The 11,292-nt window shown below is 70.9% G+C and carries 10 protein-coding genes; 6 read left to right on the forward strand and 4 right to left on the reverse strand.

Translation table 11 applies throughout. The annotated features are described in order from the left end of the window. The first annotated feature begins 60 nt into the window (after window positions 1-60). From urtA to urtE, 5 genes are all read left to right on the forward strand, one after another. Window positions 61-1,314, forward strand: coding sequence for an urea ABC transporter substrate-binding protein (gene urtA, locus RMT89_RS21675; protein WP_315885405.1), 1,254 nt, complete (start codon window positions 61-63; stop codon window positions 1,312-1,314). Window positions 1,315-1,404: 90 nt separating this feature from the next. Then, window positions 1,405-2,289, forward strand: coding sequence for an urea ABC transporter permease subunit UrtB (gene urtB / locus RMT89_RS21680; protein ID WP_315885406.1), 885 nt, complete (start codon window positions 1,405-1,407; stop codon window positions 2,287-2,289). Further along, window positions 2,286-3,398: an urea ABC transporter permease subunit UrtC gene (gene urtC / locus RMT89_RS21685; RefSeq protein WP_315885407.1), complete on the forward strand. Its 1,113-nt coding sequence runs from the start codon at window positions 2,286-2,288 to the stop codon at window positions 3,396-3,398. Before urtB ends, urtC begins: the two co-directional genes overlap by 4 nt. Beyond that, the gene (gene urtD, locus RMT89_RS21690; RefSeq protein ID WP_315885408.1) at window positions 3,395-4,177 is read left to right on the forward strand and encodes an urea ABC transporter ATP-binding protein UrtD; all 783 of its coding nucleotides are present in this window, start codon (window positions 3,395-3,397) and stop codon (window positions 4,175-4,177) included. The genes urtC and urtD overlap by 4 nt, the downstream gene beginning before the upstream one ends. Window positions 4,178-4,181: 4 nt before the next feature. Next, window positions 4,182-4,874: an urea ABC transporter ATP-binding subunit UrtE gene (gene urtE / locus RMT89_RS21695; RefSeq protein ID WP_315885409.1), complete on the forward strand. Its 693-nt coding sequence runs from the start codon at window positions 4,182-4,184 to the stop codon at window positions 4,872-4,874. A 67-nt stretch (window positions 4,875-4,941) separates the two neighbouring features. On the opposite strand, the gene RMT89_RS21700 is transcribed toward urtE, so the two are convergent. Beyond that, entirely contained in the window at window positions 4,942-5,355 is a 414-nt protein-coding gene (locus RMT89_RS21700) for a hypothetical protein (protein WP_315885410.1), read from the reverse strand. 189 nt (window positions 5,356-5,544) lie between these two features. Beyond that, window positions 5,545-6,429: a universal stress protein gene (locus tag RMT89_RS21705; RefSeq protein WP_315885411.1), complete on the reverse strand. Its 885-nt coding sequence runs from the start codon at window positions 6,427-6,429 to the stop codon at window positions 5,545-5,547. A gap of 238 nt (window positions 6,430-6,667) precedes the next feature. On the opposite strand from RMT89_RS21705, the gene RMT89_RS21710 reads away from it, so the two are divergent. Further along, a complete protein-coding gene (locus tag RMT89_RS21710; RefSeq protein WP_399498457.1) occupies window positions 6,668-7,321 on the forward strand; it encodes an IclR family transcriptional regulator in 654 nt (217 codons plus the stop codon). A gap of 31 nt (window positions 7,322-7,352) precedes the next feature. On the opposite strand, the gene RMT89_RS21715 is transcribed toward RMT89_RS21710, so the two are convergent. Both RMT89_RS21715 and RMT89_RS21720 read right to left on the reverse strand, forming a co-directional pair. Beyond that, window positions 7,353-7,943 carry a sarcosine oxidase subunit gamma family protein gene (locus RMT89_RS21715; protein WP_315885412.1) on the reverse strand — a complete coding sequence of 197 codons (591 nt, stop codon included), beginning with the start codon at window positions 7,941-7,943 and terminating at the stop codon, window positions 7,353-7,355. Next, window positions 7,936-11,193: a sarcosine oxidase subunit delta family protein gene (locus RMT89_RS21720; RefSeq protein WP_315885413.1), complete on the reverse strand. Its 3,258-nt coding sequence runs from the start codon at window positions 11,191-11,193 to the stop codon at window positions 7,936-7,938. The genes RMT89_RS21715 and RMT89_RS21720 overlap by 8 nt, the downstream gene beginning before the upstream one ends. Between the last annotated feature and the right edge of the window lie 99 nt (window positions 11,194-11,292).

Consider the following 11,292-nt stretch of genomic DNA (forward strand, 5'->3'; position numbering starts at 1 on the left):
CATCCCCGTCCCCGATTCTTCCTCTCTTTCCCACGCCCCTTCGGGGCAAGGAGGTACTGCATGTCCGGGCCCAGCATCAGCCGTCGCGGTCTGCTGGCAGGCGTCTCTGCCATCGGCGCGTCCGCCGCCCTCAGTGCGTGCGGTGCCAAGACCGGCGACGACACGTCGTCCGGCACCGCGGCCAAGGCCGACACCTCCGGCAGCACCGTCAAGGTCGGTCTGCTCAACTCGCTGTCGGGCACCATGGCCATCAGCGAGGTGACCGTCCACAACTCGCTGCTCCTCGCCATCAAGGAGATCAACGCCGCCGGCGGGGTTCTCGGCAAGAAGCTCAAGCCCGTCAGCCAGGACGGCGCCTCCGACTGGCCGACCTTCGCGGAGAAGGCCGAGGGCCTGATCACCGACGACAAGGTCGTCGCCACCTTCGGCTGCTGGACCTCGGCGAGCCGCAAGGCCGTCAAGCCGGTCTTCGAGCGGTACAAGTCGCTGCTGTTCTACCCCGTGCAGTACGAGGGCCTGGAGCAGTCGCCGTACATCTTCTACACCGGCGCGACCACCAACCAGCAGATCGTGCCCGCGCTCGACTACCTGAAGAAGCAGGGGCTGACGCGGCTCTATCTCGTCGGCAGCGACTATGTCTTCCCGCGCACCGCCAACAAGATCATCAAGGCGTACGCGGAGGCCAACGGCATGAAGGTGGTCGGGGAGGACTACGCGCCCCTGGGTTCCACGGAGTTCAGCACCATCGTCAACAAGGTCAAGGACTCCGGCGCCGACGCGGTGTTCAACACCCTCAACGGCGACAGCAACGTGGCCTTCTTCAAGGAGTACAAGTCCTCGGGGCTCACCGCGAAGAGCATGCCGGTGCTGTCGGTGTCGATCGCCGAGGAGGAGGTCAAGAGCATCGGCACCCAGTATCTGGAGGGCCAGTTGACCGCCTGGAACTACTACCAGACCACCCCGGGCGCGGCCAACACCGAGTTCGTGAAGGCCTATCAGTCCGCGTACGGCAAGGACAAGCCGACCAGTGACCCGATGGAGGCCGCGTATGTCTCGGTCTACCTCTGGAAGGAGATGGTCGAGAAGGCCGGCTCCTTCGACGTCGCCGAGGTCAAGGCGGCGGCCGACGGCATCGAACTCGACGCCCCCGAGGGCAAGGTCACCGTGGACGGCGCCTCCCAGCACGTGTACAAGACGGCCCGCATCGGCAAGGTCGGCGCGGACGGCCTGATCGAGGAGGTCTGGAACTCGGGCAAGCCGGTCAAGCCGGACCCGTATCTGAAGGGCTACTCCTGGGCCTCCGGTCTCTCCTGAGCCCCGGCGCCCCGCGCGGGTGCCCGGCCTCGTCACCGAGGCCGGGCCGCGCCCCGGACCGCACGCCCGTCCCCGACCCGGAGCCGCTTCATGACGGTCATCCTCAACCAGTCCTTCACCGGCATCAGCATCGGTGCCGTCCTCCTGCTCATCGCCCTCGGACTGACGCTGACGTTCGGTCAGATGGGCGTGATCAACATGGCGCACGCCGAGTTCATCATGGCCGGTGCCTACACGACGTACGTCCTGCAGAAGTCCATCAGCAGTGCCGGCCTCTCGCTGCTCGTCGCGCTGCCGCTGGCCTTCCTCGTGGCCGGCAGCCTCGGCGCGCTGCTGGAGTGGCTGCTGATCCGGCGCCTGTACATCCGGCCGCTGGACACGTTGCTGGTGACCTGGGGCGTCTCCCTGATGCTCCAGCAGCTCGCCCGTGACATCTTCGGCGCGCCCAACGTGCAGACCCACGCCCCGGATCTCCTGACCGGCAACATCTCGGTGGCCGGCATCACGCTGGCCAACAGCCGGCTGTTCATCCTCGGCCTCGCCCTGAGCTGCGTCCTCGGCCTCACACTCGTGCTGCGACTGACGCCGCTGGGCCGCCGGATCCGGGCCGTCGTACAGAACCGCGACCTCGCCGAGGTGTCCGGCATCGCCTCCGAACGGGTCGACCGTACGACCTTCTTCATCGGTTCGGGCCTCGCGGGGGTGGCCGGTGTCGCGCTCACCCTGGTCGGGCCGATCGGCCCGACGATGGGCACCAACTACATCGTCGACGCCTTCCTCGTCGTGGTCGTGGGCGGCATCGGGCAGCTGAAGGGCAGCGTGATCACCGCCTTCGTGCTCGGTGCGCTCCAGGCGGTACTGGAGTACTCGACGACGATCAGCGTCGCGAAGGTCGTCGTCCTCGTGGCGATCGTCGCCTTCCTCCAGTGGCGACCCCAGGGCCTGTACACACTGCGCACCCGGAGCCTGGCATGACGACAACCATGACCCCCGCCGCCGGCAAGACCCCGGCCCCCGCTGTGCTGACGCGGTTCCGGGTGCCCGGCGGATTCCTCCTCGGCGCCGTCCTGCTGCTCGGCGTTGCGCCGCTCGTCCTTCCCGACTTCCGGCTCTCACTGCTGGCCAAGTACCTGTGCTACGCGATCGTGGCCGTCGGCGTCAGCCTGGCGTGGGGCCGCGGCGGGCTGCTGGTGCTCGGCCAGGGCGTCTTCTTCGGTCTCGGCGGCTACGCCATGGCCATGCACCTCAAGCTCGCGGACGCCGCCGCGACCGGCCAGACGCTCCCCGACTTCATGCAGCTGTACGGCACTTCGGACGCGCTGCCCTGGTGGTGGCAGCCGTTCGCGAACCCGCTGTTCGCGCTGGCCATGACGGTGCTGCTGCCCATGGCGGTCGCCACGGTGCTCGGATTCTTCGTCTTCCGCCGCCGGGTCAAGGGCGCGTACTTCGCGATCCTGAGCCAGGCCCTGGCCGCGGCCCTGGCGATCTGGCTGATCGGCCAGCAGGCCACCACGGGCGGCACGAACGGCCTCACCGACATCCAGGGCTTCTTCGGCTACGACCTGCGCGACCCGGTCAACCAGCGCACGGTGTACTTCATCATCGCCGCGGCCCTGCTGCTGGTGATGGTCCTGGTCCGTCAGCTGTTCGTCAGCCGGTACGGCGAACTCCTCATCGCCGTACGGGATTCCGAAGAGCGGGTGCGCTTCCTCGGCTACGACCCGGCCAACGTCAAGCTGGTGGCGTACGTCGTCGCGGCCGGTCTGGCGGGGCTCGCCGGGGCCCTCTTCGTCCCGGCCGTCGGCATCATCTCCCCGGCCTTGATCGGCATCGTCCCGTCCATCGGCTTCGTCATCGGCGCGGCGGTCGGTGGCCGGGCCTCGCTGGTGGGGGCGGTGCTCGGCGCGGTCGCCGTCGCCTGGACGCAGAGCACGCTGTCCGACGCCTTTCCGGCCGCATGGACGTATCTCCAGGGCCTGCTGTTCGTGCTGGCGGTCGGCTTCCTGCCGGGCGGCCTCGCCTCCCTGACGGCCCTCGCACGCAACCGCCGTACCCGACCGACCAGTTCAGGAGAGACCGCATGAGTGGCGAGGGACTGACCGTCCGCGATCTGCGCGTGACCTTCGACGGCTTCACCGCCGTCGACGGTGTCGACCTGGACATCCGCCCCGGCGACCTGCGCTTCCTCATCGGCCCGAACGGCGCCGGCAAGACCACGCTGGTCGACGCCGTCACCGGCCTGGTGAGGGCCACCGGCTCGGCCCGCTTCGGCGACCGGGAACTGCTGGGCAGGCCGGTGCAGTCCATCGCCCGGATGGGCATCGGCCGTACGTTCCAGACGGCCACGGTCTTCGAGGAGTTGACGGTCCTTCAGAACCTGGATATCGCGGCCGGTGCGGGACGCGGCCTGTGGACCATGCTGCGGCGCCGCACGGACATCCCGGAACCGGTCGAGCAGGCGCTGGAGACGATCGGTCTGTCCGCTCTGCGCGACCGTCCGGCCGGGGTCCTCGCCCACGGTCAGAAACAGTGGCTGGAGATCGGCATGCTGCTCGTGCAGGACGTACGGCTGCTGCTGCTCGACGAGCCGGTGGCCGGGATGAGTCACGACGAACGTCAGGCGACCGGCGAGCTGTTGCAGCGCATCAGCGAGGAGCGGACCGTCGTCGTCATCGAGCACGACATGGACTTCATGCGCTCCTTCGCCCGCAGTGTCAGCGTCCTGCACGCCGGAAGGATGCTCAGCCAGGGCACGGTCCACGAGGTCCAGGCCGACGCCAAGGTCCAGGAGGTCTACCTCGGTCGGGCCTCCGAACCCGAGGTGGCGTCCCCGGCACCCGTCGCGTCGGCACAGGAGGTCTGACGCCATGCTGGAGATCAAGAACGTCCGGGCCGGTTACGACCGCAGCCCCGTCCTGCACGACGTCACGGTCACCGTCCCGAAGGACGGCGTCGCCGCGGTCCTCGGGCACAACGGCGCAGGCAAGAGCACCCTGTTGCGCGTGGCGATGGGCCTGCTGAAACCGAAGAGCGGCAGCGTACTGCTGGACGGCGAGGACATCACCCGCCTCGCCCCGCACCAGCGGGTCGCCCGCGGAATGGCGTACGTCCCACAGGGCCAGCAGTCCTTCCCGCACCTGAGCACCGCCGAGAACCTGCAACTCGTGGCCGACGGCCGCGGCGGGGGCAAGGAGGCGATCGCCGAGGTGCTGGACCTCTTCCCCGTCCTGCGGGAGCTGTCCGGCCGCCGCGCGGGCCTGCTCTCGGGCGGCCAGCGCCAGCAACTGGCCATCGCCCGCGCCCTGATCACCAGGCCGCGGCTGCTCCTTCTCGACGAGCCGACCGAGGGCATCCAGCCCTCCGTCGTCGCGGAGATCGAGGAGACCGTCCTCGGCCTGACCCGCCGCGGCGGACTCTCCGTCCTCCTCGTCGAACAGCACGTCGGCTTCGCCATGCGCGCCGCTCAGCGCTACTGCGTCCTGGAGGCGGGCCGGGTGACCTCCTCCGGCGAGGGCGGCACGGGCGCCGAACAGACCGTCCGGGAGGCCCTCAGCGTGTGACCTACGGCGGCCGGCGTCCCGCCTCCGTGGCTTCTGTCCGCTGCACGGGCAACCCGGACCACATCCTCTACGCCCGAACCCACCGCCCCAGCGCCTCAACCGTGTCCTCGGGCGACGTGTTGAAGCACAACCGGATCCCAGGCGCCGCCTCCGCAAGGACGTTGACCAACCGCTCGAACAGGAGCGTGTGCTCCGGCAGCAGCCGGACCCCACCGCCGATCATCGCCAGGCCGAAAGTGTGCTCCTTGAGCTGCTCCCGGACCATCGCCTCGGCACGGTCCGGGGAGCTGTCGATCAGGCAGGGAACGGTGTCGAACCCCGCCTCGCGCAGGGCCGCGTGCGCCGCCTCTATGCGGGCGGTGAGCGTCGCCTCGTCGACGCCGTCGGGCATCCGGCTGTAGTCGAGCGCGTTCGGGTGCAGCCCGATGGACAGTACTTTCGTATCGCCCGGCAGCGGAGTGGAGCTCGTCGGTCGGCCCATGGGCGGTACCTCTCTGCTCGGCTCACTGATCTTCCCTGTGTATCACGGGAGTTGGCGTCGCCGTACGCCCGAGCAAAGGCAAGGAGGTCCGGGGCCGCTTCGCACAGGCTTCTCGGTTACGGCACCGAGCCGCTCGGCGGCCGTCACACAGTGGCAGGCCGATTAGCCTGCCGCACAAGACGACCGCGGTCACTCCCGCCGCGGTACCACCGCCACCGGACACTCGGAGTGGTGCAGCACCGTATGTCCCACCAGGCCGAGCTGGGGTCCGAGGTGTCCGTGGCGCCGATGGGCCCCGATGACCAGGAGGTCGGCCGCCGCCGACCGGGCCACCAGCGCATGGCGCGCGGAGCCCTCGACCAGCGCGCGGTGCACGGTCACGCCGGAGTACTCCTCGGCGACACTCTCCATCGCCTTGTCGAGCAGCTCCGAGGCGTGCTCCTCCTCGGCATGGGCGGGCTCCCCGGCCAGCAGCGGATGCGGTGCCGTCCGGTGCGCCGGGCGCCGCCAGGCCCGTACGGCCTCGATCTCGCATTTCCGCACCGCGGCCTCCCGGAAGGCGTACCGGACCGCGGCGGCGGCCGTGGCTTCGCCGACGCCCAGGACGATGCGACCGTTGGCCGACTGCCTGTTCTCCGCCCTGCCGCGTACGACGGCGACCGGGCAGGGGGCGCGGGCCGCGAGGGAGAGGCCGACCGAGCCCAGCAGGAGATCCCTGATCGGGCCCCTGCCCCGTACGCCGGTCACGACGGCACAGGCGAGACCCGCCTCGCGCAGCAGCGCCGACACGGGATCCTCCGGCAGCAGCCCGGTACTGATCTCCAGCTCCGGTGCGCGCTGCCTGGCTCGCTGGTCGGCGAGCGCCACGACACTCTCGGCGAGATCGTGTTCGGTCACCACATCCGTGACGGCGCCCGGCGTGTCCTCCAGGGCCGCCCCCTCGTACCGCTCCCACAGCGAGGCGTGGACGATCCGCAGCGGCACTCCGTGCCGCACCGCCTCGTCCACGGCCCAGTCGACGGCATGGAGGCTGGGCTCGGAGCCGTCGACACCCACGACCAAGGGCAACGCCATGATTCCCACCGCCTTCAGCGCCGGGACACTTCTTTCATTGTCCTACACAGGGCCTCCGAGCACGCGCGGATGGGGTGCGATCCGTGCTGCGGCTAGCAGCGGCCCGGGCTGGTGGCCGCGGATACCGCACACCCCGTGCGGGTGAGCGTGCGTGCGCGCCGCAGCATCCCCCTGCGCGGCCCGGAGGGCGTGACCCGCGCGGCCATCGCGGCCATCCGCGCACAGGATGGCCGCGGTCATGCATCACGGCGGAGCGGGTACGACCACGACGGCCACCTGGGCCGGCGCGCCGCAGGTGGTGGTATCGCAGGGGGCGGACCAGCCGTACTTCGCCGGCCGGGTCGCCGGCCTGGGCATCGGCGCGGCGCACGACGGTCCCCGCCTGAGCCGGCCGGTGTGCGAGCGGCTCAGCGAGGAGATCGGCGAGACCGTCGACATCGCGGTACTGCAGGAGCACTTCGCGGTCAACCTCTGTCAGGTACGCGGCCCAGGCGCCGTCGGTACGCACAACTGGGTCGGGCAGCTCACCCCCCTGCACGCCACATCCAGCGGCAAGATCCTGCTGGCCCACCTGCCGGACAAGGAGCGCGCCGCCGTGCTCGCGGCAGCCGGGACGCGGAAGCTGACCCCGCGCACCCTGACCGCCAGGACGAAGCTGGAGAAGAACCTCGACGAGGCCCGCGAGCGCGGGTACGCGGTGACGCTGGAGGAACTCGAACTCGGACCGCACGCCGTGGCGGCCCCGATCCGTTCCCGCGACGGTGAGGTCATCGCCGCGCTCAGCGCCTCCGGCCCCGCGTACCGCTTCACCGAGGAGCGCATCCACGCACTCGCGCCGGCGCTGATCGAGGGCGCGGAGGAGATCAGCCGCCGGATGGGCTACCTGGGCTGAGCCTCCCCCGCCTCGATGCGTGCGTCCGGGCTCAGATGTACTCCGTCGCCGCGTCGAGCAGCCAGTCCGCCAGATAGCCGGCGAACGACGAGCGGACCAGGACCCAGAATCCGGCCCTGGGTTCGTCCCGGGCGACCAGGACGACTTGTGTGCGGCCCAGTGTCGTCTGGGCGCAGCGTCCGGGGCCGAAGGCCCGCGGATGCAGGTCCAGCGGACAGCCGTGGGCCAGCAGGTCGCGGGCGCGCGGGCCCGTGACGAGGAGGGTGGTGCGCTGGGCGGAGACATCGGTGACGGAGACGGGCTCGTCGCCCGCGGCCTCCCGGATCCGGCGCTCCAGTGCCCGCTCGCCACCCGGTGGCCCCACCAGCAGCCATTCGTCCGGACCGAGCCACAGGGCGGTCAACTCCCCCGCGCGAACGGCGGAGTTCGGCTGGAGGGGCAGTTGGAGGTCGAGCGCGAGCCCCACGGCTTCCGCCGCCGCCCCCTTGGCGTCGAGACGCACGTTGACCTGGGCCAGGAAGGGGAGTTCGGCCAGCCGGACCGCACCGCCGGAGCTGCGGGTGGCGGCGGCCAGGCGGTCGGCGGTGTGCGACAGGGGGCTGATGAGTGCGGTGTCAGCCATCGCGGCGGGCTCCCTCGGGGTCGTAGAGGACGGGGCTTGCGACGGTCACCGGGACCAGTTGGCCGCCCACGGGGGCGTACAGCCGCTCGCCGATGCGGTCCCGGCCGCCCTTGATCAGGGCGAGCGCGAACGTCCGGCCGAGAGCCGCGCTGCGATAGCTGGAGGTGACATGGCCGAGCATCGGGACGGGTGGGGCCGGCAGCACGCTGTCGGCGACCAGGTGGGTGCCCTCCGGGAGGAAGGTGCCCGGGTCCTCGGGCAGCAGCCCGACCAGGTGCTTGCGGTCGGGGCGGGCGGTGTCCGCACGGGCGTGGGACCGCTTGCCGATGAAGTCCGGCTTCTTCTTCGACACCACCCAGCTCATGCCGAGGTCCTGCGGGGTGACGGTGCCGTCGGTGTCCTGGCCGATGATCGGGTAGCCCTTCTCGGCCCGCAGGACGTGCATGGTCTCGGTGCCGTACGGGGTGATGCCGTACGGGGCACCGGCCTCGTACACGGCCTCCCACAGGGCGCGGGCCCGCCACGGTGACACATTGATCTCGTAGGCGAGTTCGCCGGAGAAGCTGATCCGGCAGACACGGGCCTCGATGCCGGCGACGGTCGTCTCGCGCCAGGCCATGAACGGGAAGTCGTCGTTGGCGACGGCCAGTTGGGGTGCGAGCGCGCCGAGTACCTCGCGGGACTTCGGGCCGACCAGGGCGACCGTGGCCCATTGTTCGGTCACGGAGGTGCAGCGGACCTTCAGCTCGGGCCACTCGGTCTGGAGCCACTCCTCCATCCAGTCCAGTACGGCGGCAGCGTTGCCCGTCGTGGTGGTGACCAGGAAGCGGTCCTGGGCGAGGCGGATGACCGTGCCGTCGTCGAAGACCATGCCGTCCGGGCGGCACATGACGCCGTAGCGGATCATGCCGACCTTCAGGGTGCTCATCATGTTGGTGTAGAGCCGGTCGAGGAGGACACCGGCGTCCGGGCCCTGGACGTCGATCTTGCCGAGGGTGGAGGCGTCCATGAAGCCCACGCTCTCGCGGGTGGCGGCGCACTCGCGCAGCACTGCGGCTTCCATGTCCTCGCCGTCCTGCGGGTAGTACCAGGGGCGTTTCCACTGGCCGACGTTCTCGAACAGGGCGCCGTGCTCGACATGCCACTCGTGGAGGGCGGTCGTGCGGACCGGGTCGCTCAGCGCGCCTCGGTCGCGGCCGGCCAGGGCGGCGAAGGAGACCGGGGTGTACGGCGGGCGGAAGGTCGTCGTGCCGAGCGCCGAGATGTCCACGCCGAGGAGTTCGGCGACGACACCGCTCGCGAGGACGCCGGAGGTCTTGCCCTGGTCGTTGGCGGTGCCGGCGGTGGTGTAGCGCTTGGTGTGTTCGACCGAGCGCATGCCGGCGGCGGTCGCGCGGGCCAGGTCCTCGACGGTGACGTCGCGTTGGAGGTCGACGAAGGAAGGGGCGCCGCCCGGAACGACGTACATGTGCATGGGGTGCGTCGGCTGCGGCTGTGCGGGCACCGCCGGGAGCCGGGGCGTGTCGGACCTGTAGCCCTCGGCCTCGACGGCCCGGGCACCGGCGGCCGCGCCCTGGGCCAGGACCGCGGCCGGATCCAGGACGCCGCTCGCGCTGCCCACGACCTCGACCGCCTGCCGGCTGGTGTCGGGGACGAAGGAGCCCAGTGTCTCGTCGTGGCGCAGCTTGCCGCCCGACTGGCTGAACAGGTGCGCCACCGGGTTCCAGCCGCCGGAGACCAGCAGCAGGTCGGCGGCGAACTGCCGCTGCCCGACGGGCTCTCCGCACGGGGCGACGGTTACGGCGGTCAGGCGCGCGTCGCCCTCCGTGCCGGTGACGGCGTGGCCGGGCAGGACCTCGATGCCGGCCGCCCTCGCGCGCTCGGCCCACTCTCCCGGGTCGGGGCGGGTGTCGACGATCGCGGTGATCCCGACGCCTGCTGTGGCCAGGTCCAGTGCAGCCGCGTACGCGCTGTCGTTGGTGGTGAACACCACCGCGTGGCGGCCGGGCAGGACGCCGTGGCGGTTGACGTACGTGCGGGCCGAGGCGGCCAGCATCACTCCGGGACGGTCGTTGTCCGCGAAGGCCAGGGAGCGTTCGTGGGCGCCGGTGGCCAGGACGACGCGGCGGGCGCGGATGCGGTGCACGCGTTCGCGGGAGACGTTTTCCGGGGCCTCGGCGCCGAGGTGGTTGGTGCGGCGTTCGACGGCGAGGAGGTGGTTGTCGTCGTAGTAGCCGAAGACCGAGGTGCGGCGCAGGACGCGGACGTCGGGGGCGGTGTCGAGGTGTGCGGTGATCTCCTGTACCCAGTCGAGGTGTTCGGCCGTGCCCAGGAGGCTGCCGCCGAGTTCGGGCTGGTCGTCGGCGAGGATGACTCGGGCGCCGCTTCTCGCTGCGGCCGCGGCTGCGGCGAGGCCGGACGGGCCCGCGCCGACGATCAACAGGTCGCAGTGGGCGTGTACGGCGTCGTAACGGGCCGGATCCGGTCCCGTGGCGAGGCGGCCCTGGCCGGGGAGGCTGGTGGCGACCAGGCCGTCGTAGAGCTCGACGGTTGTCGCGGGGAGCATCGGCTCCGGGAAGGGTTTCTCGATCTGGATGACTGCGTTGGGCTCTTCGACGCCGGCGGAGAAGATGCCTCGGGTGCGGCCGAGTTTGATGCTGGTGCCGGTCTGGATGATGCCGTTGGCGAGGAGGGCGGAGGCGAGGGTGTCGCCCTGGTAGCCCTGGTGTTCGGTGCCGTCGAAGGTGAAGGTGAGGGGGGTGTCGCGGTGGATTCGGCCGCGGGTGGGGTGGCGGAAGGGTTGGTTCTCGCCCCCGCCGCCCCTACCCGTCCCATCCTGAAGGGGCTCCGCCCCTTCGATCCCGTGAGGGCTGTCGTTCGGCTGCGGCTGGGTGGGGGCTGGTCGCGCCCCGCGGCGGAGCCGCATATCGGCACAGCCCCGCGCCCCTTCCGGGGCTGCCGCCCCCGCCCCCGCAGTCCGCAGCGGCCTTGGCTCGCCCGTCCTGTACACCGTAAGGATCTCGTTCGTCGACGTGTCCCGTATCGCGTTGAACCAGCGGCGGCAGCCCGCCGTGTGGGTCCAGCGTTCGGCGAAGGGGCCCTTCGGGTTGTCGCGGAAGAACAGGTAGCGGGCCCACTCCTCGTCGGTGAGGGTCGACGGGGTCTCCGGGTAGGGGACGTGGGCCTGGCCGCCGTAGTGGAACTCGGCCTCGTCGCGGGGCCCGCACCACGGGCAGGGGATGAGCAGCATGGATCGGCTCCCAGATTCCAGTGGTCCTAGGGGGTGTTTTGAAAGTCCTGTGCGGTGCCCGCGGTGTTCGGTGCGTGCCCTCGGCGTGCCGGACGAAGG

Origin of the sequence: Streptomyces sp. P17 (genome assembly GCF_032436805.1) — a bacterium.
GTDB lineage: Bacteria > Actinomycetota > Actinomycetes > Streptomycetales > Streptomycetaceae > Streptomyces.

Excerpts from the sequence above, each read along its gene's own strand:
- urtA (WP_315885405.1), top strand. The coding sequence starts at position 61 with ATGTCCGGGCCCAGCATCAGCCGTCGCGGTCTGCTGGCAGGCGTCTCT.
- urtB (WP_315885406.1), top strand. The coding sequence starts at position 1,405 with ATGACGGTCATCCTCAACCAGTCCTTCACCGGCATCAGCATCGGTGCC.
- urtC (WP_315885407.1), top strand. The coding sequence starts at position 2,286 with ATGACGACAACCATGACCCCCGCCGCCGGCAAGACCCCGGCCCCCGCT.
- urtD (WP_315885408.1), top strand. The coding sequence starts at position 3,395 with ATGAGTGGCGAGGGACTGACCGTCCGCGATCTGCGCGTGACCTTCGAC.
- urtE (WP_315885409.1), top strand. The coding sequence starts at position 4,182 with ATGCTGGAGATCAAGAACGTCCGGGCCGGTTACGACCGCAGCCCCGTC.
- RMT89_RS21700 (WP_315885410.1), bottom strand. The coding sequence starts at position 5,355 with ATGGGCCGACCGACGAGCTCCACTCCGCTGCCGGGCGATACGAAAGTA.
- RMT89_RS21705 (WP_315885411.1), bottom strand. The coding sequence starts at position 6,429 with ATGGCGTTGCCCTTGGTCGTGGGTGTCGACGGCTCCGAGCCCAGCCTC.
- RMT89_RS21710 (WP_399498457.1), top strand. The coding sequence starts at position 6,668 with ATGCATCACGGCGGAGCGGGTACGACCACGACGGCCACCTGGGCCGGC.
- RMT89_RS21715 (WP_315885412.1), bottom strand. The coding sequence starts at position 7,943 with ATGGCTGACACCGCACTCATCAGCCCCCTGTCGCACACCGCCGACCGC.
- RMT89_RS21720 (WP_315885413.1), bottom strand. The coding sequence starts at position 11,193 with ATGCTGCTCATCCCCTGCCCGTGGTGCGGGCCCCGCGACGAGGCCGAG.